The organism is Corynebacterium appendicis CIP 107643 (assembly GCF_030408415.1).
Classification (GTDB): Bacteria; Actinomycetota; Actinomycetes; order Mycobacteriales; family Mycobacteriaceae; genus Corynebacterium; species Corynebacterium appendicis.
Genome location: NZ_CP046976.1, coordinates 986,525 through 1,011,372 on the forward strand (window position 1 = coordinate 986,525; position 24,848 = coordinate 1,011,372).

The following is a 24,848-nucleotide window of genomic DNA, read 5'->3' on the forward strand; positions in this document are numbered from 1 at the left end:
CCGATTACTGATGCACGTATATGTACTGGCAGAGCACACCGGCTCTGAACTGAGCCCGATCACCGGCGAGCTGATCACCGCGGCACGGGGGCTGGGGGTGGTGTCGGCGGTGGTCGTCGGCAAGCCTGGCGATGCTGAAGCTCTTGCACCGCAGCTCGCGTCGCTGGGTGCTGCCCAGGTCATCGACGCGTCCGCCGAGGATTACGGCGAGCGCCTCATTCTTCCCGAGGTCGACGCGCTGCAGGCGCTGGGGGCTGCGAACCCGGCCCCGATCGTCATCGCCGCAACCGTGACCGGCAACGAGATCGCGGGCCGCCTCGCCGCGCGCCTGGGTTCGGGTGTGCTCACGAATGTCGTAGGCATCGAGGACAACCGCGCCGCCCACCACGAGATCTTCGGCGGCAGCTACACCACCACCGCGATCGCGGGCGGTGAGTGCCCGATCTACACCCTGCGCCCCGGCTCCGTGAAGGCCGAGCCGCAGGAAGCCGCGGGCGAGCTCGCTCCCATGCCGCTGCCCGCTGCCACCGAGCGCGACGTGCGCGTCGCGTCGTTCACCCCGAAGGTGCGCGCCGACCGCCCCGAGCTCACCCAGGCCGCCACGGTCGTCTCCGGCGGCCGCGGCGTCGGGTCCGAGGACGGCTACAAGGAGTACGTGGAGCAGCTTGCCGACGTCCTGGACGCCGCCACCGGCTCCACCCGCGACATCGTCGACCTGGGTTGGGCTGAGCCCGAGACCCAGGTCGGTCAGACCGGCGCGACCGTGTCTCCGGACTTGTACATCGCGCTCGGCATCTCCGGTGCGATCCAGCACACCTCGGGCATGCAGACGTCCGGCACCATCGTCGCTGTCAACCAGGACCGCGACGAGCCGATCTTCTCCATCGCCGACATCGGTGTTGTCGCCGACATCGAAGAATTCGTGCCCGAGCTGATCAAGGCACTCAAGAACCGGTGACGGTAAGCGCGCCCCGCTATTTCGACCACGCGGCGACCACTCCAATGCGGCAGGTCGCCGTCGACACGTGGGCCGAGCATGCGCACCTGCTCAACCCCGGCGGGCAATACGCGTCTGGCCGTGCAGCGAATGCGGTGCTGGCCCAGGCGCGCGAGACCGTCGCGGAGATCCTCGGGGCTGATCCCGTCGAGGTGATCTTCACGGCCTCCGGCACAGAGGCGGACAATGTGGCGCTCCGGGGTTTTGCGGGTGAGCCGGGCGCGCGCGTTATCTCGACACCGATTGAGCACCCTGCGGTGCGCGAGACCGTCGCTAACCTGGGGAAGCGCGGTGCCACGGTCGCAATGCTGCCTGTCGGTGAAGACGGTGTCGTGGACATCACGGACGAGCTCGACGAGCCGGCGTCTGTGATGACGTGCATGTGGGCGAATAACGAGACCGGAGCGATCCAGCCGGTCGCCGAAATCGTCGCGCGGGCGAATGGTGTGGGCACGCCTGTTCACGTCGACGCGGTGCAGGTTGTCGGCCACCTCCCGGTGGATTTCCACGCGCTCGGCGCGACGACGCTCGCCGCCTCCGCCCACAAATTCGGCGGGCCGCGCGGGGCGGGAATCCTGCTCGCGAAGCGGTCGCCGGTGCCGACGCCCGTGTTGACGGGCGGGGGACAACAGCGAGGGATCCGGCCGGGCACAGTCGACGTCGCAACGGCAGCGGCGACGGCGGCAGCGCTGAAAGAAGCGGCCGGCGAGATGGACGCGGAAGCGGCGCGGCTCACACAGCTTCGCGACGAGCTCGTCGACGGCATTCTCTCCACCATCCCCGACACCCGCGCGACGGTGCTCGGCAGGGAAGGCGTGGACGTCCTCCCGGGGCATGCGCACCTGCTGTTCCCGGGGGCGAACGGCGACGCGATGATCATGCTGCTCGACAGCTTTGGCATCGAGGCGTCGACGGGGTCAGCGTGCAATAACGGCGTCAACCAGCGCAGCCACGTTCTCGAGGCGATGGGTCTGCCGGACGATCATGTGGACGGCGCGCTCCGATTCACATTGGGACGGACGACGACGGATGAGGACGTGCAGTTCCTCCTCGGCAGGCTGCCGGAGGTGATTGGGAAGGCGCGGGACGTCGCAAAGCTGTAGGCGTGTCGGGTGTGGCGCGTGTGACTAATGTGAGTTACGGTGCGTACCATGATTCGATCTTTGCGCCCTGCTGCTCTTTTCGCGTCCGCGGCCATCGCCTTCGGCGGCATCATGGCTGCCGGAACAGTCAACGCCGATAGCCGTGCCGACTGGGTCAACGGCGTCGACGTCTCCCACCACCAGGACACCGGCGGCAACGCCATCGAGTGGAATTCGGTGCGCGACGACAACCACCGCTTCGCCATCATCAAGGCGACCGAAGGCACCGACTACACCGACGACGCGTACGCCAAGTTCGCGCAAGGCGCACTCGATGCCGGCATGACCGTCGGCGCGTACCACTACGCGCGCCCGGGCAACGACCCGGTGGCGCAGGCCGACAACTTCGCCAACGTGCTCAACACCGGCCCGGCGACGACCCTGCCGCCGGTGCTCGACCTCGAGGTCGACGAGGGCCTGAGCCCGGAGGAACTTCGTGACTGGACCCGCACCTTCCTCACCGAACTGGAGAACAAGACCGGCCGCCGCCCGATGGTCTACACCTACCGCTACTTCTGGCTCGAGCAGATGGGCAACACCGGCGAGTTCGCCGACTACCCGCTGTGGCTCGCCGCGTACCAGAACAAGGCGCCGGGGCCGGTCGGCGGCTGGGACACAGTCGATATCTGGCAGCGCTCGGAGTCGGGCCGTGTCGCGGGCATCAACACCCCGGTCGATTTGAACCTGTTCAACGGCAACCAGGGCCAGTGGGGCCGCTTCGTCGCCGGCGACCACAACGCGACCGGCGGCCTGCTCGAGCAGTTCCAGGACAACGAGATCGAATCCGGCATCTCCGATTCGCTCGCGGTTCTCGAACAGTCGAACTCGGCGCTCGCCGCCGCGATCCTCGGCCTCGCGTCCGGCCTGCTCGCCCCGGAGCAGGTTGAAAGCGCCGCCCAGACCTTCGGCTTCGACGCGGGCGACGCGCACAACATCGCGGACACCGCACGCACTCAGGTGGAAAACGGCACACTGCCTATCGACGACCTCAACAACATGATGGTCGGCGACGACTACTCCGTCGGTGACCTGCTCATCTTGCTGGACAACGCCGGTAAGCAAGGCGGAGACGCCGAGGCTGGCGCAGGCTCCAGCGAATAGGAGTTACGAGTCCTGCTGGTCTGGCTCGTCCTCGCGGGGCGAGGCGGAGGCGGCCATATCACGGGCCCATGCATCGCCCTTGAAATGCGCGGGCACTCCGCCCCCTAGCAACCTCCGGGTCAGCTGGGGGGTGTCGCGTATTTCGGCCCGGGAGCCGAGCAGGATTATGTTGCCGTAGCGGCGCCCCTTGAGCATTGGCGGATCAGCGATCACCGCCAGGTGAGGGAAGACTTCCGCCATGCCGGCGAGCTCCTCGCGGGCCTCCTTCAAATCGCCGCGGGAGCCGCAGTTGGCGACGTACAGGCCGTCTGACGAGAGGGAATGAAGGCAGGAGCGGTAGAAGGGGAGCGTCGTCAAGCTGCGCGGCGTTATCGCTGACTCGAAGACGTCGCGGATGATCACATCGCGCGAGGCCTCCACGAAGCCGTCGGTGACCTCGCGCGCGTCGCCCACGCGGATCTTGACCAGCGGCGAGCGCGGGATGTCGAATTTCTCGCGCGCGAGCTGCGCCAAGTCCATATCCCACTCGACGACCGTGTTGCGTGAATGCGGCCAGACGTGCGCGAAATAGCGCGGCAGCGAGCATCCTGCGCCCCCGAGATGCGTCAGGCGGGGCTTCTCCCACGAACGCGTTTCTTCGACCGCCGCCGCGATCCAGCGCATGTACTCGAAGTCGAGCCGCTCCGGCTCTCCCGGCACAATGTGCGAGCTGGGCACGCCGTTGACAAGTAGGAGCATCGACCCGTCCGGCTCGTGGATGATCTCCGCGATGCCGGTGTCGATCTCGTAGAGCTCGTTTTCGTCCTGTTTTCGTGACACGAGCATGCAGGGTACACTCACGCCACGTGCGAGTACTGGCAGCAATGAGTGGTGGCGTCGATTCCTCCGTGGCGGCGGCGCGGCTTGTCGACGCCGGGCACGACGTCGTCGGCGTCCACCTCGCCCTGAGCAAGGACGCGCAGCAGACCCGCGAATCCGCGCGAGGCTGCTGCTCGCTCGAGGATTCCGCCGACGCGCGCCGCGTGTGTGACAAGCTGGGCATCCCGTTCTACGTGTGGGATTTTTCCGACCGCTTCAAAGAAGACGTCATCGACGATTTCGTCGACAGCTATGCGCGCGGCGAGACCCCCAATCCGTGCTTGCGCTGCAACGAGAAGATCAAGTTCGCAGCCTTGCTCGAGCGGGCGGTCACGCTCGGCTTCGACGCGATCGCGACAGGGCACTACGCGCTTATCGACGACGCCGGCAACCTCCGCCGCAGCACTGACGCGCAGAAAGATCAGTCCTATGTCCTCGGTGTGATGACCCGCGACGAGCTGGACCGCTGCATTTTCCCGGTCGGCGACACCGAAAAGCCGCAGATCCGCGAGGAAGCCGCGGCGCATGGTTTCTCCACTGCCTCCAAGCCGGACTCTTACGACATTTGCTTCATCCCGGACGGCAACACCCAAGCGTTCCTGGGCACGTCGATCGGCATGCGTCCCGGCATGATCGTCGACCAAGACGGCGAGGAGCTCAAGGAGCACGACGGCGCGTTCCAGTACACCATTGGGCAGCGCAAGGGCTTGAATATCCGCGTTCCCGCCGCCGATGGCCAGCCGCGCTATGTCACCGACATCGACGCCGCGACCGGCACCGTGACCGTCGGCCCGCGGGCTGCCCTCGACGTGACCACGATTTACGCTGACCGTCTCAAGGTCCTGCACTCCGCGATGTCCGAAACCTCCGAGAGCGGAAAGCCCCTCTCCGCTCTCGTGCAGATCCGCGCCCACGGCGGCGTCGTCCCGTGCCGCGCCCACGTTGACCTGGATGCCGACACCATGACTTTGGCTCTCACCGAACCGCTCTCCGGCGTCGCCCGCGGCCAGGCTGCCGTTCTCTACCTGCCGGACCCGGATGGGCAGGGCGATATCGTGCTGGGCTCCGGCACGATCTGCGGGACGGAGTCTGCTAGTTAGTGAAAGGCAGTCACGGAGGAGTCGAGGCCCTAAGCGCTCAAAACGCAGCTCGCGATGAGCCGGTCGATTGCCCGGATATCGATTCCCTTGGAGAGATTGATTTTGATGTGACCAGCTTTGGTCCACATTTCTAATTCGGCATTCCAGTCGAGCATCTTTCCTGCATTTTCAGTCGACCACATTGTTACGTTCTTGAAGGGGATGGAGTACATCTCGACTTTCTTGCCCGACAGGCCTTGTGAATCTCTCACAATAAGCCGTTTGTTTGTGAAGATTGCCGAGTCACGTACTGTTTTGAACGCCTGAAGTGGTTGCTCGCCAGGGGCCATCAACTCATGTACATCGTTCGGAATCGGGCAGGGAGAAATGAATGTCCACCCGGAGAATTGTTCAAGTGCCATGGGGAGCATATTAACCGGGCACCGTAATCTATAGAATTTTTCGTGTGAATATGTCTCCGGTTTCGCGCCCCGAAATGACAGCCTTCGGTCTCGGCCCGCTGCCCGGCACTGATCTGGTTCACGCCGCGGATGTGGTGCTGTCGGAGACCCCGACGCCTCACATCCCTCAGTTGCCCGCGCGCGGGGTCGGCTCTGATGCGGTCGGCCGCACTGCCGCGATATTGCCCCTGAGCCTCGATATCGGCCCCCGCTCGTGGCGGGTCACGCGCCGCCCGCAAATCGCCACCATGCGTGCCCGGGACCAATTTGAGCGCGACCTCGATCTGCTGGAGGAACTCTGGGCTGGCAAACTCGCGGCGGATGGAGCGATCAAGGTGCAGCTCGTCGGGCCGTGGACTCTCGCTACCCAGATCGAGATGGCTCACGGCCACCAGATGATCACCGATCGCGGCGCGACGCGGGATATCGCCGAAGCGCTGCTGCATGGGGTGGGGGAGCATAGGAGGGACGTCGAAAAGCGGTTCGGTGTGCGTACGCTGCTGCAACTTGACGAGCCGATGCTCGGGCGCGTCCGACGCGGTGCGGTCACAGGCGCGACCAACTATGAGGAGATTCCTGCGGTGCCGGACGAGCGCGTGATGGATGTGCTCGGGCAATTCGGCGAGTACCTGCTGCACGCCCCGGAGCCGCTGTATGGGGCGGACTGGTTCACCGTCGACCTTGCAGGCGATGTAGACCTCGACGGGTTGGCCGGCGCGCTGGACCGCGGCGCGCGGATCGCGGTGCCCGTGATGGAGCCGCGCGAGGTGTTCCGTATCTTCGACCGCCTGCAGATCGACCCGGCGTTGAGCCCGATCGACGTGTACGCGGAGCCGGGGCCGACGCTGCATGCGACCGCCGCGAACTACCGCGCGGCCACCGAGATGGCGGAAGCAGTCGCGATGGCGGACTAGGTCGTCATCCAAAAGTATTAAAATGGAGGCGTGCGCGATGGCGAGCTGAAGGGGGAGACTAAGGAGCGGCATCTGGGGCTGTCTTTCGGCGCGGCAGTGGGACTCGCGATCTGCTTCGGCCTGCTTTTCGACGAGGTCGTGCCGGCCTCGCCAATTTCGTCGAACGCGAATATCCGCTGTAGCCGGCGCGTAGTCGGCTAGCTGATCATCGGCCAGCTGGTCGAGATGCCGGAGGTGTCGCGGCCGCGGGACTCGCAGTATTTGCGGAAGTCGGTCTGGATCTCGAAATGCTTGACGGCCTGGAATACCATGAGTTCGTCGAACTCCTTAGCGGACAGCTCCGGCCAGACTTTGTTGACCTGCTTCCACGCGATGCGCGCGGCGGCCATGGCGTCGGACGTCGCCTCGTGGGCGTTTTCGAGGGGGACGCCGTAGAAATCAGACAGGGCACCAAGGTTGCGCTTGCCGCCCTTGCGGTAGCGGTCCATGGCGCGGTCGATGAGCAGCGGGTCGTACACCGGCCCGGTCACGGTGAAGTCGCCCGTGAGCGCGCGCAGCACCGTCAGGTCGTACGGTGCGTTGAAGACGATCAAGGTGAAGCCATCGTCCCACGCCTGCTTGATGGTCTCGACGGTCTCGCGCAGGACGTCGTCATGCGGGCGCCCCTCGGCGCGCGCCTTTTCCGTGGAGATGCCGTGGATCGCGGCTGCTTGCTCTGGGATCTCGACGCCGGGGTCGGCGAGGTGCTCAGTGGCGGTGACATCGCGGCCGTCGATACGCACGAGCGCCGAGGTCACGATGCGCGCCTTCCGCGGGTTCGCCGACGTCGTCTCCAGGTCGAACGAGAGCATCCGCGAGGCGTCGAAAGTAGGCATGCGCTTCATTCTAATGAGCGGGCCGACGCCTTTTGCGCAATGTGCTTGACCTTGTCCCGACGGCAACGTTCACACTGTGCGCATGGGTGATTACACGATCGGAGAGGCCGCTGCGATGCTCGGCGTGACCACGAAAGCGTTGCGGCATTGGGAGACGCTCGGACTGCTCGAACCGGAGCGGACCTCGACGCGCTACCGCATGTACAGCGACGCCGATATCGAGCGCGGGGCGGCGGTCGCGCTGTACCGCGGCGTGGGCGTCCCGCTCGAGACCATCGCGCAGCTTATCGACGCCCCCTCCCACACCCTCCGTTCCGCCCTCACCCGTCACCGCGCCGAACTGGCGGCGCAGCTCGAAGCTATGGCCGAGCAGCTCGACGCGGTGGACGACTTGATCGAACAGACTGAGAAAGGACACATCGACATGGATGCGATGAAGAAATACCTCGGCGAGAAGATGCCGGAATACCAGGCAGAAGCCGAAGAACGCTGGGGCGACACCGCCGAGTGGGTGCAGTCCCAGGAGAAGCTGGCGCAGATGGGGGAGGACGACTTCGCCCGGTTGCAGCGCGAGCAGGACGCCTTCGCTGCTGACCTCGTCGCCGCGCGCGACGCCGGTGTCGAGGCCGAATCGGAGGAAGCCGAGGCGCTCGTTGCACGCCACCGCGAGATGGTCGGACAGTGGTACGACGTCACCCCGGCCCGCCAGCTCATCCTGGCCCGCATGTACGTCGGGGACGAGCGTTTCCACGAGGCGTACCGGGGGACGCAGGACTACCTGCTGGGGCTCGTCGAGAAGCATGCTGCGGCTCAGGGCGTGGATACGGCCAACCCGCAGTGGTGAAAGACCTCTAAACTTGGGGCCTGTGACTGAGAACAACGCCCCTGCGACCGACGGCACTGTGGACAAGGACCTGCTGCGTAAGTGGACGGACTTGGCCAAGGAGGTCCGGCACCACCGGGACCTGTACTACAACGGCGACCCGGTGATCACCGACGCGGAATTCGACGAGATGTTCCGCGCGCTGCAGAAACTCGAGGAGGAACATCCGGAGCTGGCGGTGCCGGATTCGCCGACCAAAGAAGTGGGCGCACCGACGGAAAATACAGCGTTCGCGGACGTGGAGCACCTCGAGCCGATGACGAGCTTGGATAACGTGTTCTCAGCCGAAGAGCTCGCGGAATGGTTAGCGAAGACGCCGGGGCCGTACCTGACGGAGCTGAAGATCGACGGGCTGTCTATCGACCTCGTGTACGAGAACGGCGCACTCGTGCGTGCCGCGACTCGCGGCGACGGCCGCGTGGGCGAGGACATCACGGCCAACGCGAAGGTCATCGAGGACATCCCGCACGAGCTGACAGGCGACGTACCTGCTCTCGTGGAGGTCCGCGGCGAAGTGTTCATCCGCCCGGAGGACTTCCCGGAGCTCAACGAGCTGCGCCAAAAAGAGGGCGGCAGACCGTTCGCGAACCCGCGCAACACGGCCGCCGGCGGGTTGCGGCAGAAGGACCCGGAGGCCGTGCGCAAGCGCAAGCTGCGCATGATCTGCCACGGCATCGGCGCGCGTGAGGGAGTCGAGTTCGACTCGCAGCACGACGCGTACGAGAAGCTCGCCTCGTGGGGCCTGCCGGTCAGCGAATACACGAAGCGCGCAGAGACCGCCGAAGAGGTCCAGGACGCGGTGAGCTACTGGGCGGACCACCGCCACGACGCCATCCACGAGATGGACGGCGTGGTTATCAAGGTCGACGACATCGCGGAGCAGCGCCAGCTCGGCTTCACCTCGCGTGCGCCACGTTGGGCGATTGCGTACAAGTACCCGCCGGAGGAAGTGACCACGAAGCTGCTGGATATCGAGGTCTCCATCGGGCGCACGGGCCGCGCGACGCCGTATGCGGTCATGGAGCCGGTGTTCGTCTCCGGTTCGACGGTCTCGATGGCCACGCTCCACAACCAGACGGAGGTCAAGCGCAAGGGCGTGCTCATCGGTGACACGGTCGTTGTGCGCAAGGCCGGCGAGATCATCCCGGAGGTGCTGGGCCCCGTCGCGGATCTGCGCGACGGCACCGAGCGCGAATTCGTCTTCCCGAAGGACTGCCCGGCGTGCGGCACGGAGCTCGCACCCGCGAAGGAAGGCGACGCGGACTGGCGTTGCCCGAACACCCGCTCGTGTCCGGCGCAGCTCGGCGCGCGGCTGGAGTACATCGCCTCGCGCGGCGCATTCGACATCGAAGCACTCGGTGAAAAGGGCGCGCACGACCTCATCGCTTCAGGCGTGCTTATCGACGAATCCACCCTTTTCTCGCTGTCCTCCGACGACTTAGAAAAGTCGTCTACGTACACGAGAAAAGACGGGCAGATCAATGCGTCGGGCAAGAAGCTGCTGAATAACTTGCAGGAGCGCAAAGCTACCGACTTGTGGCGGGTGCTCGTCGCGTTGTCCATCCGCCACGTGGGTCCCACCGCAGCCCGCGCGTTGGCTGCGCGCTACACATCCATGGACGCGCTACGCGCAGCCTCAGTGGAGGAACTGGCAGAGACCGACGGTGTGGGCACGATCATCGCAGAGTCCTTCAAGGACTGGTTCGAGGTCGACTGGCACGTGGAGATCGTCGACAAGTGGGCCGCTGCCGGCGTGACCATGGAGGATTCCGCGGAAGACGCGGCACCCCAAACGCTTGAGGGCCTGACCGTCGTGGTCACCGGCACGCTGGAGAACTTCTCCCGCGACAGCGCCAAGGAAGCGATCCTGTCGCGCGGCGGAAAGGCGTCGGGTTCAGTGTCGAAAAAGACCGACTACGTCGTCGTCGGCGAGAATGCCGGTTCCAAGGAACAAAAGGCGCGCGACCTAGGCATCACGATTTTGGACGAGGCCCAGTTCGAGCAGCTTCTGGAAACCGGCGAGGCTTAGCCTGTTTTAGCGAGCAAGCGTGAAGTCTGGATGCCCACAAGGGCAGCGGCCCATGCGGCCAGCAACCACCAGACAAAGACTGGAAGTCCGTCATTCCAGCTCATTGCGCGTGCGACAAGAACGACGATGAGGGCGGAGAAGGCGGCGTCGACAAGCCCGAGCACACGGCTGGTCTTCGGGCGAAACGCTACATAGGTGCCGCAGGCGAGAATGACGACGAGGATAAATAGACTAATCATGCTTAGACTCCCTTCACAAGCTCGACGCCGAGATCGTCGACGGACGCTTCGCTTGAATTAGCGACGAATGCGGCGCGGGGCTTTTCCGAATCTGGGTCCCAGACGAGCATGGTGCTGTACCCGCCCGTGCCGCCGTTGTGGAAGGTGTACGTGGTGCCGTCTTCCTCGAAGTTGGACCAGGCCAGATCTGGGCCGCCGTGTTCGGCTACCCAGTCCACATATTTGGCCATGTCGTGAGGAGTGGAACGGATCGCGCCGGCGGGAGCCCAGCCCATCATGTCCCAGCGTTCGGCTGGGCGGCCTGACAAAGTGAGTCCCCGTGGGTGACCGTTGACGGTGCGTGGTGTGGCGAGAAAGGTCGACTCCATTCCGGCGGGCTTGAGGATGCGTGCGCGCAGCAGGTTCTCGTATGACATATCGTCGTTCACTGCGAGCAGCTGCCCGAGAAGGGCGGCGCCGAAATTCGAGTAGTTTCTTTCACCGCGGTCTTTCAGCTCGGCGGTTCTAGCGATGTCGAAGATGACCTCGTCAGTGTCCTTGCGGTACGGGTTGCCGCCGTCGCGGAAATTCGTGAAGATCGCGCGGCCGAAACCGATGCCCTCCAACCGGGAGAGGCCGGAGGTGTGGTTGAGAAGTTCCTCGATGGTGACATCGGCGACGGGGGTGCCGTCGGCGTCGATAATCTCCTGAACTTGAGTGTCGAGCTGCAGCAAGCCTTCTTCGATCTGCTGGCGTGCGAGCTCTCCATTGAAGGTCTTGGTGAGAGAGCCGATTTCGAATTCGGTGTTCTCGTCGGCGCCCAGGCCGCCGAAGCGGACTTCGCCGCCGTCGTAGATGAATCCGGCAATTTCGTTGTACCCGTTAGGGGCGTGGGTTTCGAGTATCGAGGCGACCTCATCGTCGCCGGTGTGAAAAGTCGCGGAAGCGATGGGGCGGGGGCCGAAATAGAGCAGCAGCGCGAGCGTCGCCAGGGCGGCGACGACACCTACCGCGGTGCGGAGAATATTCTGCTGGCGCATTAATGGTCCTCTCCAGAAGCGATGATGGTCAACAGGGGAATGACACGGGAAGGTCGGATTTCGTATCGGCCGTCGAGTTTGCTGATCCACCCTGCGTCGTGCAGTGCGCCGATGTGGTGGTAACCGGTGCCGGTGGAACTGACGACAGATTCTTCGACCAGCTCCGCCACCGTTGTAGGCGCGGACAGGAGCCGACGCAGGATCGCCGCGCGCACGGGGTGGGCGATCGCGGCGATGCGGTCGATGTACTCGTCCCACTCACGGCCGGCGAGGAACTCGGTGCTGCGCTCCCACTGGTACGCATACTCGCGGCCGCCGAGCGTCACAGCACCACCGAACGCGACGGAGCCCTGGTCCGTGCCGGACTGGAAAGAGTTCGCGGACTTGATGTGGTCGACGACCCAGAAATCGCCCGAAGTTGACGTGGCGTGGGTGGATTCGAGGGCGGCGACCCGGGCTTCGAGATCCTCCAAACGTTCTTTGAAAGCTGAAGCAGTTTCAGTACGTGTGGAATGGTGCTGGGTCATAACTCTAGAAATACAGAATTATTCGAGTTCTGTCGAGCGGACAAAAGAAAAAGCGCGCCGAAGCGCGCGGGGTGCGGGGATTGGAAGGATCTAGCTGACGAGGGCGCCAACGATAGCGCCGAGATCGCCAATGTGGGCGACTTCGGAGGCGAGGAAATCGGGGCCTCCAGTGCGGCCGACCACCATGTACAGGCCGGTCGTGCCCAGGGGAGTGACGGTCAAGGTGGAATCGAGGAGCCACCAGGATTCGGGCACCCACGTGTCGGTGTCGTCGCGGAGGATGCGGGCTTGGGAGACGTCGATAAGCACGGGCGCGGAACCGTCATCTCCCGGTGCTGCCTGGGACGCGGCGACACGCTCGCTGCCGTGGCCCGTTTCGCGGAGGACAACGGCCCACGAGGAGGTCAAGGCGAGCGGCATGACGGAGACGAGCTCCTGCATCGCGGAGGGGAGGTCGTGGACTTGGTGGGCGACGCGGGCGAGCATCTGGACCTGTTCTCGGCGGTCGACGCGGCCGGTGAACGGGCGGATCGAATCGACCTCGACGCCGTCGACGGAGGCGGCAGCGGTGATGAGCGAATCGGCCATGGTGCCGGAGGGCAGCTCGACCACGATGTCGTCGGTGACCACCGCCTTTTCGTCGGCGAACGTGCTTTCGACGATGTCGACGGACTTGATGTTCGCGTCAACCATGCCGAAGGCCTCGGCGAGCTCGCCGAGGCTGCCGGGGGTGTCGGGGAGGACGACGCGGATCAGGTAGGACATGGCCTTATTTATAGCAATTCGAGGTGTCCGAGCGGGCGTAACATGGGGAAACGAACCGAATGAAATTCGACAGGAGGTATCGCATGCGCACTGAAGAACTACAGAACGCCGCGCTCGCAGGAACTGAACCCCGCACATACGGAGACAGCCTCCTCCGCGACGGAGCGAAGGTGGCGAAAGACGGCGACGAGGTCGTTGTCGCCGGCCACGACCTCGCCCGCGAAGTCGCGGAAGACCCGCGGCGTTACTCGTCCGCAGTGTCGCGATTCATGCAGCTGCCCAACGGGCTCGACGGTGAGGAGCACGCGAAGGTCCGCGCGATGATCGAGCGCTACCTCGACGCGCCGGCAGTCGAACATTTGGAGCCGGACTTCCGTGAGCTGGCCCGCGAGATCGTCCGTGACGCGGCTGCGAAAGAGACCGTTGACGCGGTCGGCGACATCGGCGCGCAGTACGCCGTGCGCGCGATGACGGCATGGCTGGGCTGGCCGGAAGACATCAACGACGAGCTCGTTGCCTGGGTCGCGGACAATAACGCGGCGTCGCGTTCCGGACAGCTTGAGCGCACAGCTGCGGTCGCGGAGCGTTTTGACGACATCATCCGCTCTGTCGTCGCGCCGTTGCTCGTAAACCCCGATGATTCGGTCACGTCGCGCCTCGTGCGCGACGAAAGTCTCGGCCGCCCGCTGGAATTCGAAGAGATTGTCTCCGTGCTGCGCAACTGGACGGCCGGAGATCTGAGCTCCATGGCGTACTGCATCGGCGTCATTATCGACGCGCTGATCGAGCACCCGGAGCTGAAGGACCGTTTGGCCCAGGGAGTCTCCCGTGCCGAGTTCACGGCGATCGCCGACGAGATCCTGCGCGCGGACTCCCCGTTCGTGAGCAACCGCCGAGTGACCACGTGCCCAGTCTCCCTCGGTGATGTCGAGCTGCCGGAGGGCCAGAAGGTGCGCATCCACTGGACGGCCGCCAACCGCGACCCGGACACCTTCGCCGACATCGACGGCTTCGATCCGGAGGCCAACGCTACGGACAATCTGGTGTGGGGCGCCGGCCCGCACGCCTGCCCGGGCAAGGAATTGTCGGTGATTGAGCTGCAGGCGTTCACGGAAGAATTGTGCGCTGCCGTGGATCTGTCCCGCGCCGGCGAGGGCGAGCGCGAGGTCTATCCGGTGGGTGGCTGGGCGTCTCTGCCGGTGCGCCTTACCGCTCGCGGGTGAGTCTCGTGGCGTGACGTAAGATAAGGCCCGTTAACCGGAACCCAAGGATTTTAAGAAGGTGGGACAACGTGGCTGAAGCCTCAGGAATCTCCCGCGAGGAGGTCGCAGGCATCGCGCGGTTGGCGCGCATCGCCGTCAGCGACGAGGAGCTGGACCAGCTGGCAGGACAGCTGGACACCATCGTGGAGGCCGTCTCCGCAGTGCAGGCAGTGGACACCGAAGGCGTTGAGCCGATGAGTCACCCGCACAGCGTGGAAGCGGCAATGCGTGACGATGTCGAGCGCACCACCCTCACCCAGGCGCAGGCCCTCGACCAGGCGCCTGAGGTGGAGGACGACCGCTTCATGGTTCCGCAGATCCTGGGGGAGGAAGACTAATGGCCGACTACACCATTCCCGCAGAAGGGCTTACCAGCCTGCCGGCCCACGTGCTGGCGGAGAAAATTCAGGCCGGCGAGGTGACCTCCCGCGAGGTCACGCAGGCATTCCTGGACCGTATCGCGGAGATCGACGAGACCATCGGCGCCTTCCTACACGTCGGTGCGGAGGAAGCACTGAAGACGGCTGACGAGGTCGACGCCGCCGTGAAGGCTGGCGAGGCCCCGGCGTCCCCGCTAGCCGGCGTGCCGCTGGCGCTGAAGGATCTCTTCGTCACCACCGACGCGCCGACCACGGCAGCGTCGAAGATGCTCGAGGGCTACATGAGCCCGTACGACGCGACGATCGTGACCAAGATCCGTGAGGCGGGCATCCCGATTCTGGGCAAGACGAACCTGGACGAGTTCGCCATGGGTTCGTCAACGGAGAACTCCGCTTACAAGGTCACCCGCAACCCGCACGACCTGGACCGCACCCCGGGCGGTTCGGGCGGCGGCACCGCGGCGGCGCTTGCCGCGGGTCAGGCTCCCTTGGGTATTGGCACCGACACGGGCGGCTCGATTCGCGAGCCGGCGTCGCTGACCGGCACCGTCGGTGTGAAGCCCACCTACGGCGCGGTCTCCCGCTACGGCATGATCGCCAACGCGTCCTCGCTCGACCAGTGCGGCCCGTGCGCGAATAACGTGCTGGACACCGCGCTGCTCCACGAGGTTATCGCCGGCCACGACGAATTCGACGCGACCAGCGTCGACCGCGAGGTCAGCTCGGTTGTCGAGGCTGCGAAGCAGGGCGCGTCCGGCGACCTCACCGGCGTCAAGGTCGGCCGAGTGAAGCAGTTCGGCGGCGAGGGAACTCAGGCTGGGGTGGCGGAGGCCGTCGATAAGGCGATCGCTCAGCTCGAATCCCAGGGCGCGGAGATCGTCGAGGTCGATTGCCCTAATTTCGCGCACGTCATGGGCGCGTACTACCTGATCCAGACCTCCGAGGTCAGCTCGAACCTCGCGCGTTTCGACGGCATGCGGTACGGCCAGCGCGTCGGCGACGACGGAAAGCACTCCGCCGAGGAGGTCATGGCTCTGACCCGCGGCGAGGGCTTCGGCGACGAGGTCAAGCGTCGCGTCATTCTGGGCACCTACGCCCTGTCCGTCGGCTACTACGACGCGTATTACCTGCAGGCGCAGCGTATCCGCACGCTCGTGGCGCAGGACTTCGGCAAGGCCTTCGAGCAGGTCGACATTATTGCCGGTCCGGCTACTCCGACCACGGCGTTCAAGCTGGGGGACAAGGTCGACGACCCGCTGGCGATGTACAACTTCGACCTGTTCACGCTGCCGCTGAACCTGGCTGGCCTGCCGGGCATGTCCGTTCCGGCGGGCACCGCGGCCGACACCGGTCTGCCCGTCGGACTGCAGCTCATCGCACCGGCATTCGCCGATGAGCGCCTCTACCGCGTGGCCGCAGCTTTTGAAGCCCGCCGTTAATCCCTGGAATACCCTCGCAGCGCTCGCTGCGGGGTATTTTCTGGTTCTGATCGACCAGGGCTTCATGCCCGTGATCACCCCGCTGTTGCCGTTCGACGTGGGCAACGCGGTGTGGCTCACGAGCGTGTACTTGCTGTGCACCGTCGCGCCCATGCCGGCAACGGGCCGGCTGGGCGACGCCTACGGCCAGCGTTGCGTCTTTCTGGTTGGACTCGCGATCTATGTCGCAGCTCTCGTCTTCGCGGGAACGTCATGGTCGTTCGGCTCGCTCGTCGTTGCGCGCGGTCTGCAGGGCTTCGGTGCCGCGGTCTTTTTGCCCCAGGCGTTCGGGCTCATCCCGCGTGTCTTCAGCGAGGACACCCAAGGCCGCGCATTCGCGGTGTGGGGCGTGATTGGGTCGGTCGCCTCGCTCATCGGCCCCGTCGCCGGCGGCGCGATCGCTGAGTTCTCCGGGTGGCGCACTGCATTCTTCGTGCAGGCTGGGCTCGGTGGGGCGGCGCTGATTGCGGGACTGTTCGCACTACCGAAGCTCCCGGCGGGGGAGCAGCGCCTCTACCTGCTTCCTGTGCTGCTGTCGTTCGGCGGGCTCGGCTGCCTAGTCTACGGCATCCAGTTCGGCCAGTGGCTCGCGCTCGTGCTGGGCATAGTGCTGCTCGCTTCGCTCGTCGTGGCCGCGCACAACGGTGAGGACCACGGATTCTTGCCGGTGGAGCTCATGCGCGACCGGTCGTTCGCCCTCGGTGCCGTTGGGGTGGCGGCGATGGGCTTCACCGTCGCGTCGATGTTCATTCCGCTGATGTACTGGCTGCAAACAGTCGCGGGCGCGTCCCCAACCGCCTCGGGTGTGATTACTGCGCCGATGTCAGTGTTCGCGCTCGTGCTCACCCCGGTCGCCGGGTACCTGACGGACCGGCGCGACCCGGGCAAGCTTTGCGTCGCCGGATTCACGGTCTGCGCGGCGGGCCTGGGACTCGCGATCGCGCTGATTGAAGCCTCAGCCGGAGTGTGGTGGTTCATGGGCGTCACGTCGCTGCTCGGCATCGGCGGGGCATTCGTGTGGGCGCCGAACGCGGCGGTGACCATGCGCGGCATCGCGGAGCACCAGACCGGCGCCGCCTCGGGGCTCTACAACACGGCGCGGCAGGTGGGCAGCGTGCTCGGTGTCGCGCTGGTCGGCTTGGTGCTGGCGGGAGGAGAGATCGAGGACACCGCCGGGTGGGCGATCGCGCTCCCAACCGTAGCGATGCTCGTCGGCGCCGCGGCGTCGGTGCCGCTGCGCGCCCGCAATCACGCCTCGTCCGGAGCGTCGGACAGCAACGTTTAATCGCGCTAGTCTGGGACACATGCGTCTTGCCACTCTCACCTCCGGCGGCGACTGCCCCGGACTCAATGCTGTCATCCGCGCCATCGTCCGCACCGCTAGCTCGGAATTCGGGTCCACGGTCGTCGGTTACCAGGACGGTTGGGTGGGGCTCATGGACGACCTGCGCACGGACCTGTACGACGACGCGTTCATCGATTCGATCCTGCTGCGCGGCGGCACCATCTTGGGCACGGGCCGTTTGCACCCAGACAAGTTCAAGGCGGGCCTCGACCAGATCAAGGCGAACCTCGACGACGCGGGCATCGACGCGCTGATCCCGATCGGCGGCGAGGGCACGCTCAAGGGCGCGAAATGGCTCTCCGATAACGGCATCCCGGTGGTGGGCGTGCCGAAGACGATCGACAACGACGTCAACGCAACGGACTACACCTTCGGTTTCGACACCGCAGTGTCGGTGGCCACCGACGCGATCGACCGTCTCCACACCACGGCGGAATCGCACAACCGCATCCTCATCGTCGAGGTGATGGGCCGCCACGTCGGCTGGATCGCCCTACACGCCGGCATGGCCGGCGGCGCCCACTACACGGTGATTCCGGAGGATCCCTTCGACATCGAGGACATCTGCAAGGCGATGGAGCGCCGCTTCCAGATGGGGGAGAAGTACGGCATCATCGTGGTCGCCGAGGGCGCCGTGCCGAAGGAAGGCACGATGGACGCAGGCTTGGGCGAAGAGGACGAATTCGGCCACAAGACGTTCACGGGCATGGGCCAGATCATCGGCGACGAGATTCACCGCCGCCTGGGCTATGACGTGCGCACGACGGTGCTGGGCCACACGCAGCGCGGCGGCACGCCGACGGCGTACGACCGGGTGCTGGCGACCCGTTACGGCGTGCACGCGGCGCGCGCGGCGCACGAGGGCAACTTCGGCACGACGGTTGCGTTGCGCGGCGAGGACATCACGCTCGTCCCGCTCGGCGACGCGGTGGAGAACCTGAAGCGCGTGCCGGAGCGCCGCATCCGCACGGCGCGGTCCATGTTCGGATAGCCGTCGGTTAGAATCACCGCGTGCGAACTCTCGTCACCGGCGGTGCCGGCTTCATCGGATCCCATCTCGTCGATCTCCTCATCGGGGAAGGGCACGACGTCGCGGTCGTGGACGATTTGTCGAGCGGCCGCTCGGACAACCTCGTCCACCAGCCGACGGTGGAGCTCGTCGAGGGGGATGTGAGGAGCGGGGAGCTCGAGGGGATCGTCGATAAGCTCGCCCCTGAGGTGATCTTTCACCTTGCCGCGCAGATCGACGTGCGCAAGTCCGTCGAGGACCCGGTGTTCGACGCGCAAACGAATATCGTGGGCACGATCAATGTCGCAGAGGCCGCGCGGAGAGCGGGCGTGCGCAAGGTCGTGCACACCACCTCGGGCGGCTCGATTTACGGAATGCCCAGCGAGTTTCCCGTCGATGAGTCCTTCCCGGTCGACCCGCACTCGCCGTACGCCGCGTCCAAGCTGGCGGGCGAGCAGTACCTGGGCATCTACCGCCACTTGTACGGCCTGGAGGCGAGCTACATCGCGCCCGCGAACGTGTACGGGCCGCGCCAGAACCCGCACGGAGAGGCAGGCGTCGTCGCGATTTTCTCGGAGAACCTCTTGAACGGACGCCCGACGAAGATCTTCGGCGGCGGCACAAACACGCGCGACTATGTGTACGTCGGCGACGTCGCGCGCGCATTCGCGCTGGCCGCGGGGGAGCGCGGCGACGGGATGCGCTTCAATATCGGCACGTCTGTGGAGACGACCGACCGCGAGTTGCACAGCCTTGTCGCGAAGCATGCCGGCGCGCCCGATGCGCCTCAGGATTTCCCGCCACGGCTTGGCGACGTCCCCCGCTCCGCCTTGTCTTATGCCCGTGCACGGGAGGTTCTCGGGTGGGAGCCCACCGTCAGCCTCGACGAAGGCGTGGCGCGCACTGTCGAGTTCTTTAGGAGCCAGCGATGAAGACGAAAGCGAAGTTTTCCGACAACCCGGTCTTGTCCAACCAGTGGGTCACTCTGGAGCCGCTGAGTCTCGAGCATGCGGAGGCTCTCGCGGAGTGCGTCGGGGACCTGTCGGACCTGTGGTACCAAGACCACATTCCCACGGCTGACGGTGTCCCGGCTTATATCGAGGACTACCTCGCAGAACACGAACGAGGTGAGCGCGCTCCGTGGGCGATCGTCGACCCGGCCGGCAGCGCCATTGGCGTGACCACGTTCTTCCACCCGGATCCTGCGAACCGCAGCATCGAGATCGGGTCGACGTGGATCACCAAAGACGCCCAAGGCGCCCCGTTCAATAAGGCCACGAAATTGCTCTTGCTCCAGCGCGCTTTCGAGGACCTCGGGTGCCTGCGCGTCGAGATCCGCACGCATTTCATGAACCGGCAGTCGCGTGCCGCGATCGAGAGCCTCGGCGCTAAGCTCGACGGAGTGCTGCGACGCCATAAGATCCTTAAAAGCGGCCTCGTCCGCGACACCTGCGTCTACTCCATCCTGGACACCGAGTGGCCCGAGGTGAAGACCGCGCTCGAGGCGCGGCTGCGAGCTTAAGACCGCTGCCTGGCTTCTCGGGCTGAAGCTTCCTCAACAGTCGGTGCGGAAGCTCCATGCGAGGCGACTTCAGTCCCCTCAGTCGTCTCCGCGATGTCTCGGCGGCCGATCTTGCGGGTGCGTAGGTAGAGCCAGATTCCGCCGATCCAGGTGAACGCAATGACCGCGATCAACGCCACCAGCGGGGCGATCTCGCCGGGTAGCTCGGTTGAAGCGTTGAAGATCGAGTGAATGGCGAATCCGAGGAAGTACCAGATGACCAGTTGGCCGATGCGCCAGCCGAGGGATTTGTCCGTGCGGCACAAAAAGACGCCGAGGCCCCATGCCGAGAGACCGAGGTAGAGCGAGTGGCCCCATGGTCCAGGGACGGTCCGGGCGGCATACCCCATGAGCGAGCCCTCGACATCGGAGTCGAGGTTATCGAGCGCCGCTTTCAAGATGTAGGTGGCGTTCTCCAGCGCCGCGAAGCCGAAACCGACGGCAATCGCGATGGTCACGGCCTCAATGGGGCGGCGGATGCGGAAGATCATGGTGCTCAGGATGAACACCGTGGCGAATTTGAATAACTCCTCGGCTGTGGGGGTCAGCAGAGTGAATCCCAAACTGCCCAAGCCCAGCCAGTCCTTGAAGGCGATGATGGATTCATTCGTGGTCACTGAAGGGGCGCACAGAGCCATACCTGAGACGAACCCCGCGAAGATGAAGGCGGGAGAGGAATGAACAGGGCGACCCGGGTGGTTGCGCAGCAGAAGCCACGCCAGCAGTAACCACAGCGCCGCGTGCAATGCGCTCATTGCCGCGGTCGTTGCGTTGAAGGGGAGCTGGCTGAAGTAGATAGCCGACCAGACAGCGGAGGCGAGGAGGATCAGCATTCCTGCGATGCGGAGGATGAGGTTCATTTTGTCGGTCACTAGTCGCCCTCCGTTTCCTCGGAATCGTCAGCGGAACTATCAGTGTTCACGTCAGCGGAGTCGATCAAACGCTGGGCGAGCTCTTCTGCGTCGTCCCCGCCGAAAGAGAAGTAGCGGGTGGTCTGCCCGTCGGCAATGGAGACCGCCACGAGATTGCGTTCGGCGTCTGCCTCGGTGCGCTTCACATGCACGCCTTCACGCGGGGACTCGACGTTGCCGGTTTCCACGTTCCGGTCGAGTGTCACTCTGCGGTAGAAGCGGGCGAGGGCTTTCTCTGCGTTGTTGGGTGCCGGTTCGGAGCGGCCAAGAATGCGCGTCGAATCGCAATCCCACGTCTTCGTGCTTTCCGCGAAGCCCAACGGGTTGCTGCACACAAGCTGCCCGCCGTTCTCGTCGGGCACGCCAATGCTGCCCAACTCCACAGGGTTGTCGGGCACCTGGGACTCTTCGGGTGTCGTGGTGGCGTCGACAACGCGCGGAAAGACCAGCGCGGCGGCGACGAGGAATAAAAGAATAAGCCCGAGCACAACGGGTGCTCGGGAGGATTTCAAATCATTCATAACGCCGATCACGATACATGACGGCGGCTATCACTGCTGTACGGCGTCCAGTCCGATGTCGAGGATGGCAACCGAGTGCGTGAGCGCGCCGACCGCCAGGAAGTCGACGCCGGTCTCCGCATAGGTGCGGGCGCGGTCGAGCGTGAGGCCGCCCGAGGACTCTAGCTTCGTCCCGGGAGACAGGGCATTGCGCTTATCGACGGCCTCCCGCGTCGCCTCCACCCCGAAATTATCCAGCATGACCAGATCGGGGGAGAACGCGAGGACCTCTTCGAGCTGAACGAGGTCGTCTACTTCGATCTCGGTGGGGAGAGCGGGGAAGGCGGCGGTGGTGCGTCGATAAGCTTCTGTGACGGTTCCGACGCTGGCGACATGGTTGTCTTTGATCAGCACGGCGTCTCCCAGGCTCATCCGGTGGTTGACTCCGCCACCGCACCGCACCGCGTATTTGGCTAGGTCGCGGTACCCGGGCAAGGTCTTCCGCGAGTCGCGGACTTTAGCGCGTGTCCCGGCGAGTTCGTGGGTCCACTCGTGCGTGTGGGTGGCGATGCCACTGGCGTAGGTGAGCAGATTCAACGCCGTGCGTTCCGCCGACAGGACCGCACGCGCCGGGCCGGTGACTGTGCCGAGACGCTCGCCCGGTGCGACCTGGTCGCCGTCGGATGCGTGGACTTCCACCTGGATGTCGGGGGAGACCTCGTGCATGGTCCACGCGACCGTGTCGAGGCCCGCGACCACGCCGGGTTGGCGTGGGACTAGGTGAGCTGTGAGGTGGGCGTCGGCGTCGACGGTCGCCTGCGTCGTGGCATCGGGGCCGTGCGCGAAATCTTCCTCGAGGCCGAGGCGGATGAGACGCAGCGTGGTGTCCTTATTCAGCGGTGGATTCACTGGTTTCACTCACCGCTGCCCGGGTTGCCGATGGCGATCATGCGCTCCAGCGACTGGCGTGCCTTCGCGGCGATGTCCTCGGGCACGGTGACTTCGTCGCGCATGTCCCGGAGACTAGCCACGAGCTTCTCCGGGGTGATCATCTTCATGTATTTGCAGGAGGCCTGGGGGTTGACAGGTTGGAAGTCTGCCAGCGGGGACTTTTTCTGCAGTTGGTGCAGCATCCCGACCTCGGTGGCGACGAGAACAGTTCCCTGCGTGTCGTGATCCGCCTGGTCGAGCATGCCGCCAGTGGAGAGCATGTGCACGCGATCAGGAGCAATGACCCCTTCGCCAGCCAGATAGATCGCGGAATTCGCGCACCCGCACTCCGGGTGGATGTACAGCGGAGCGTCCGGGTGGGCGGCTGCTTGGTCGGCGAGCTCCTTGCCGTTGATACCGGCGTGAACGTGGCACTCGCCGGCCCAGATCCGGATGTTCTCGCGGCCGGTCTCGCGTTTGACGTGGGCGCCGAGGAATTGATCGGGAGAGAAGAGGATCTCCGTGTCCGGGTCGATGGAGTTCACCACGTCGACGGCGTTGGAAGACGTGCAGCAGATATCGGTCAGCGCCTTCACATCCGCCGTGGTGTTGACGTAGCTGACCACGACAGCGTCCGGGTGCTCGGCCTTCCACTCACGCAGCTGCTCGGCGGTGATTGAATCAGCTAGGGAACAACCGGCGGCCTCATCCGGAATGAGCACTGTCTTATCCGGGCTGAGAATCTTCGCGCTCTCCGCCATGAAGTGCACGCCGCAGAAGACAATGACGTCTGCGTCCGTGCCAGCGGCAATGCGGGACAGCGCTAGGGAGTCGCCGGTGAAGTCCGCGATGTCCTGGATCTCCGGGATCTGGTAGTTATGCGCCAGAATGACAGCGTTTCGTTCCTGCTTGAGCTGTTGCACTTCATCAGTCCACATATGTTCAATGTAGCGCTCATGACCGCAGTGAAATGACGGAATGCCGCGCTAAGGTCGGAAAAATGCACGACCGAATTCCTGACCCTTGCCGTCTGCTCATCGTGGGCATCAATCCCGGAGCTCTGTCCGAGGAAGTCGACGCGCCGTTCGCGCACCCGGGCAACCGATTCTGGCCAGCGCTCGAAAAAGCGGGCATCACCCCGTACCGGGTGAATGCGAGCGGAGGATTGTCGGAGCAGGACGCAGTAATGCTCGCAGAGCGGGGGATCGGCTTCACCAACCTCGTTGCCCGGATGACGCCGAAGGCCTCTGATCTGACAAAGGATGAGCTGATAGAGGGAGGGGAGAGACTGAAGCGTGTCGTCGATAAGCATCGCCCTGGGGCCGTGATGTTCGCGGGCGTCGGTGCGTACCGCGACGCATTCGGGAGGAGGAAAGCGCAGCGCGGGCTGCAAAGCGAGACGATCGCGGGCGCGCCCGTGTGGGTGGTGGGCAATCCGAGCGGATTGAACGCGCACGAGACGGTTGACTCGTTGGCTGCAAGCTACCGGGAGGTGTGGGCGTCGACTGAGTAGACCCCGCTTATGTGTCTCATGGTATGGGCGCTATAGTCCGCACTATGGAATCTACGAATCTTGCCCAGAGCCGTCGTGCGGAAGAGCGCTCGGCGTTCATCGCAACCCTCGGCTTCCCCTTGCTGGTGATTGCTGGCGGCGTGATCGGCTTTGCCGCGCCGGGCGTCGTGGAGCCGATCTCTGGCTGGACGACGTGGCTGCTCGGCATCGTGATGTTCGGTATGGGGCTCACCCTCACGGGCAAGGACTTCGTGTATGTGGCGAAGAAGCCGCTGCCGGTCCTGGTGGGCGTCGTCGCGCAGTTCGTGATGATGCCTCTTGCCGCCGTGCTGCTCACGTGGGCGCTTCGCCTGCCGCCGGAGATTGCTGCCGGCGTGATCCTGGTCGGATGTGCGCCCGGTGGTACCTCATCGAATGTCGTCTCCTACCTGGCGCGCGGCGACGTCGCTTTGTCGGTGACCATGACCTCGGTGTCCACACTGCTCGCCCCGATTCTCACTCCCTTGCTCACCCTGTGGTTGGCGGGCCAGCATATGGATGTCAGTGCAGGACCGATGGCATGGTCGATCGTGAAGATGGTCATTTTGCCGATCGGCCTCGGCCTGCTGGTGCGTCTGCTTGCTCCGCGCTTTGTCGCGGCGCTGCTGCCGGCACTGCCATGGGTTTCGGTTCTCGCGATTGCCGCCATTGTCGCGATCGTTGTGGCCGGCTCCCGCGACAAGCTTGCCCAGGCGGGTTTGATTGTTCTGCTCGCCGTCGCGTTGCACAACCTCATCGGCTACACGCTTGGCTACGTCACCGGCAAGGTGACCGGCCAACCGGAGGCCGCTTCGCGCACAATGGCAGTGGAAGTGGGCATGCAGAACTCCGGAATGGCCGCCACTTTGGCCGCGAGCTACCTCAGTCCGCTGGCTGCGCTGCCCGGTGCTGTGTTCTCTGTCTGGCACAACCTCTCCGGTGCCGTTCTCGCCCTGATCTTCCGCGCAAAGGACAAGAAGGCGCAGTCCGGACAGCCGGACAAGACGCAGGTGGAAGCGTAAGCGGAGCTATCGTTCCAGCGGGGGACTCGG

28 protein-coding genes are annotated in these 24,848 nt (G+C 65.0%); 17 read left to right on the forward strand and 11 right to left on the reverse strand.

Annotated features, from left to right (window positions below; all coding sequences use genetic code 11):
- Positions 1-7: 7 nt before the first annotated feature.
- The 3 genes from CAPP_RS04935 to CAPP_RS04945 are packed head-to-tail and all read left to right on the forward strand — an operon-like array spanning position 8 to position 3,240.
- A complete protein-coding gene (locus tag CAPP_RS04935; protein WP_076598604.1) occupies positions 8-958 on the forward strand; it encodes an electron transfer flavoprotein subunit alpha/FixB family protein in 951 nt (316 codons plus the stop codon).
- Positions 955-2,100, forward strand: a complete 1,146-nt coding sequence (locus tag CAPP_RS04940) for a cysteine desulfurase family protein (RefSeq protein WP_268753087.1) — start codon at positions 955-957, stop codon at positions 2,098-2,100. The genes CAPP_RS04935 and CAPP_RS04940 overlap by 4 nt, the downstream gene beginning before the upstream one ends.
- Positions 2,101-2,148: 48 nt before the next feature.
- The gene (locus tag CAPP_RS04945; RefSeq protein ID WP_076598401.1) at positions 2,149-3,240 is read left to right on the forward strand and encodes a glycoside hydrolase family 25 protein; all 1,092 of its coding nucleotides are present in this window, start codon (positions 2,149-2,151) and stop codon (positions 3,238-3,240) included.
- A 3-nt stretch (positions 3,241-3,243) separates the two neighbouring features.
- Here the strand turns inward: CAPP_RS04945 and CAPP_RS04950 are convergent, their stop codons facing one another.
- Complete coding sequence (locus CAPP_RS04950; RefSeq protein WP_076598402.1) at positions 3,244-4,065, reverse strand: spermidine synthase; 822 nt, start codon at positions 4,063-4,065, stop codon at positions 3,244-3,246.
- Positions 4,066-4,085: 20 nt separating this feature from the next.
- Between CAPP_RS04950 and mnmA the strand changes: the two genes are divergently transcribed.
- Positions 4,086-5,198, forward strand: coding sequence for a tRNA 2-thiouridine(34) synthase MnmA (gene mnmA, locus CAPP_RS04955; protein WP_076598403.1), 1,113 nt, complete (start codon positions 4,086-4,088; stop codon positions 5,196-5,198).
- A 29-nt stretch (positions 5,199-5,227) separates the two neighbouring features.
- Here mnmA and CAPP_RS04960 read toward each other — a convergent pair whose 3' ends face one another.
- Positions 5,228-5,599 (reverse strand): PH domain-containing protein, encoded by a 372-nt coding sequence (locus CAPP_RS04960; protein WP_076598605.1) that lies wholly within the window; start codon positions 5,597-5,599, stop codon positions 5,228-5,230.
- A 50-nt stretch (positions 5,600-5,649) separates the two neighbouring features.
- Between CAPP_RS04960 and CAPP_RS04965 the strand changes: the two genes are divergently transcribed.
- Together CAPP_RS04965 and CAPP_RS04970 are read left to right on the forward strand one after the other, a co-directional pair.
- Positions 5,650-6,552 carry a uroporphyrinogen decarboxylase/cobalamine-independent methonine synthase family protein gene (locus CAPP_RS04965; RefSeq protein ID WP_084560490.1) on the forward strand — a complete coding sequence of 301 codons (903 nt, stop codon included), beginning with the start codon at positions 5,650-5,652 and terminating at the stop codon, positions 6,550-6,552.
- A 30-nt stretch (positions 6,553-6,582) separates the two neighbouring features.
- Positions 6,583-6,753, forward strand: coding sequence for a hypothetical protein (locus CAPP_RS04970; protein WP_159437722.1), 171 nt, complete (start codon positions 6,583-6,585; stop codon positions 6,751-6,753).
- Here CAPP_RS04970 and CAPP_RS04975 read toward each other — a convergent pair.
- Positions 6,750-7,427: a 3'-5' exonuclease gene (locus CAPP_RS04975; RefSeq protein WP_076598607.1), complete on the reverse strand. Its 678-nt coding sequence runs from the start codon at positions 7,425-7,427 to the stop codon at positions 6,750-6,752. The two genes, CAPP_RS04970 and CAPP_RS04975, sit on opposite strands and share 4 nt — an antisense overlap.
- Positions 7,428-7,509: 82 nt before the next feature.
- Here CAPP_RS04975 and CAPP_RS04980 point away from each other — a divergent pair, with 82 nt between their 5' ends.
- Both CAPP_RS04980 and ligA read left to right on the forward strand, forming a co-directional pair.
- The gene (locus tag CAPP_RS04980) at positions 7,510-8,271 is read left to right on the forward strand and encodes a MerR family transcriptional regulator (protein WP_076598608.1); all 762 of its coding nucleotides are present in this window, start codon (positions 7,510-7,512) and stop codon (positions 8,269-8,271) included.
- A gap of 22 nt (positions 8,272-8,293) precedes the next feature.
- A complete protein-coding gene (gene ligA, locus CAPP_RS04985) occupies positions 8,294-10,339 on the forward strand; it encodes an NAD-dependent DNA ligase LigA (protein ID WP_412459483.1) in 2,046 nt (681 codons plus the stop codon).
- On the opposite strand, the gene CAPP_RS04990 is transcribed toward ligA, so the two are convergent.
- From CAPP_RS04990 to CAPP_RS05005, 4 genes are all read right to left on the reverse strand, one after another.
- On the reverse strand, positions 10,336-10,578 hold the full coding sequence (locus tag CAPP_RS04990; RefSeq protein WP_076598404.1) for a hypothetical protein: 243 nt from the start codon (positions 10,576-10,578) through the stop codon (positions 10,336-10,338). The genes ligA and CAPP_RS04990 overlap by 4 nt on opposite strands.
- Before the next feature lie 2 nt (positions 10,579-10,580).
- On the reverse strand, positions 10,581-11,597 hold the full coding sequence (locus CAPP_RS04995; RefSeq protein ID WP_076598405.1) for a serine hydrolase domain-containing protein: 1,017 nt from the start codon (positions 11,595-11,597) through the stop codon (positions 10,581-10,583).
- Positions 11,597-12,124 carry an ArsR/SmtB family transcription factor gene (locus tag CAPP_RS05000; RefSeq protein WP_076598406.1) on the reverse strand — a complete coding sequence of 176 codons (528 nt, stop codon included), beginning with the start codon at positions 12,122-12,124 and terminating at the stop codon, positions 11,597-11,599. Before CAPP_RS05000 ends, CAPP_RS04995 begins: the two co-directional genes overlap by 1 nt.
- Positions 12,125-12,214: 90 nt before the next feature.
- Positions 12,215-12,889: an ACT domain-containing protein gene (locus CAPP_RS05005; RefSeq protein ID WP_076598407.1), complete on the reverse strand. Its 675-nt coding sequence runs from the start codon at positions 12,887-12,889 to the stop codon at positions 12,215-12,217.
- An 83-nt stretch (positions 12,890-12,972) separates the two neighbouring features.
- Between CAPP_RS05005 and CAPP_RS05010 the strand changes: the two genes are divergently transcribed.
- From CAPP_RS05010 to CAPP_RS05040, 7 genes are all read left to right on the forward strand, one after another.
- On the forward strand, positions 12,973-14,112 hold the full coding sequence (locus CAPP_RS05010; RefSeq protein ID WP_076598408.1) for a cytochrome P450: 1,140 nt from the start codon (positions 12,973-12,975) through the stop codon (positions 14,110-14,112).
- 68 nt (positions 14,113-14,180) lie between these two features.
- A complete protein-coding gene (gene gatC, locus CAPP_RS05015) occupies positions 14,181-14,489 on the forward strand; it encodes an Asp-tRNA(Asn)/Glu-tRNA(Gln) amidotransferase subunit GatC (protein WP_076598409.1) in 309 nt (102 codons plus the stop codon).
- Positions 14,489-15,970, forward strand: coding sequence for an Asp-tRNA(Asn)/Glu-tRNA(Gln) amidotransferase subunit GatA (gatA, locus tag CAPP_RS05020; RefSeq protein ID WP_076598410.1), 1,482 nt, complete (start codon positions 14,489-14,491; stop codon positions 15,968-15,970). The genes gatC and gatA overlap by 1 nt, the downstream gene beginning before the upstream one ends.
- Positions 15,924-17,294 (forward strand): MFS transporter, encoded by a 1,371-nt coding sequence (locus CAPP_RS05025; protein ID WP_076598411.1) that lies wholly within the window; start codon positions 15,924-15,926, stop codon positions 17,292-17,294. Before gatA ends, CAPP_RS05025 begins: the two co-directional genes overlap by 47 nt.
- Before the next feature lie 19 nt (positions 17,295-17,313).
- Complete coding sequence (locus tag CAPP_RS05030) at positions 17,314-18,345, forward strand: 6-phosphofructokinase (protein WP_076598412.1); 1,032 nt, start codon at positions 17,314-17,316, stop codon at positions 18,343-18,345.
- A 20-nt stretch (positions 18,346-18,365) separates the two neighbouring features.
- Positions 18,366-19,295 carry an NAD-dependent epimerase/dehydratase family protein gene (locus CAPP_RS05035; protein WP_076598413.1) on the forward strand — a complete coding sequence of 310 codons (930 nt, stop codon included), beginning with the start codon at positions 18,366-18,368 and terminating at the stop codon, positions 19,293-19,295.
- Positions 19,292-19,885 (forward strand): GNAT family N-acetyltransferase, encoded by a 594-nt coding sequence (locus tag CAPP_RS05040; RefSeq protein ID WP_076598414.1) that lies wholly within the window; start codon positions 19,292-19,294, stop codon positions 19,883-19,885. The genes CAPP_RS05035 and CAPP_RS05040 overlap by 4 nt, the downstream gene beginning before the upstream one ends.
- Here CAPP_RS05040 and CAPP_RS05045 read toward each other — a convergent pair.
- The 4 genes from CAPP_RS05045 to nadA are packed head-to-tail and all read right to left on the reverse strand — an operon-like array spanning position 19,882 to position 23,203.
- A complete protein-coding gene (locus tag CAPP_RS05045) occupies positions 19,882-20,796 on the reverse strand; it encodes a PrsW family glutamic-type intramembrane protease (protein WP_076598415.1) in 915 nt (304 codons plus the stop codon). The two genes, CAPP_RS05040 and CAPP_RS05045, sit on opposite strands and share 4 nt — an antisense overlap.
- On the reverse strand, positions 20,796-21,356 hold the full coding sequence (locus CAPP_RS05050) for a hypothetical protein (RefSeq protein ID WP_143313820.1): 561 nt from the start codon (positions 21,354-21,356) through the stop codon (positions 20,796-20,798). Before CAPP_RS05050 ends, CAPP_RS05045 begins: the two co-directional genes overlap by 1 nt.
- Before the next feature lie 30 nt (positions 21,357-21,386).
- Entirely contained in the window at positions 21,387-22,244 is an 858-nt protein-coding gene (gene nadC / locus CAPP_RS05055) for a carboxylating nicotinate-nucleotide diphosphorylase (RefSeq protein ID WP_076598417.1), read from the reverse strand.
- Positions 22,245-22,249: 5 nt separating this feature from the next.
- Entirely contained in the window at positions 22,250-23,203 is a 954-nt protein-coding gene (gene nadA / locus CAPP_RS05060) for a quinolinate synthase NadA (protein WP_143313821.1), read from the reverse strand.
- A gap of 62 nt (positions 23,204-23,265) precedes the next feature.
- On the opposite strand from nadA, the gene CAPP_RS05065 reads away from it, so the two are divergent.
- Together CAPP_RS05065 and CAPP_RS05070 are read left to right on the forward strand one after the other, a co-directional pair.
- The gene (locus CAPP_RS05065; protein WP_084560468.1) at positions 23,266-23,778 is read left to right on the forward strand and encodes a mismatch-specific DNA-glycosylase; all 513 of its coding nucleotides are present in this window, start codon (positions 23,266-23,268) and stop codon (positions 23,776-23,778) included.
- 44 nt (positions 23,779-23,822) lie between these two features.
- Complete coding sequence (locus CAPP_RS05070) at positions 23,823-24,818, forward strand: bile acid:sodium symporter family protein (RefSeq protein ID WP_076598420.1); 996 nt, start codon at positions 23,823-23,825, stop codon at positions 24,816-24,818.
- Positions 24,819-24,848: the final 30 nt, after the last annotated feature.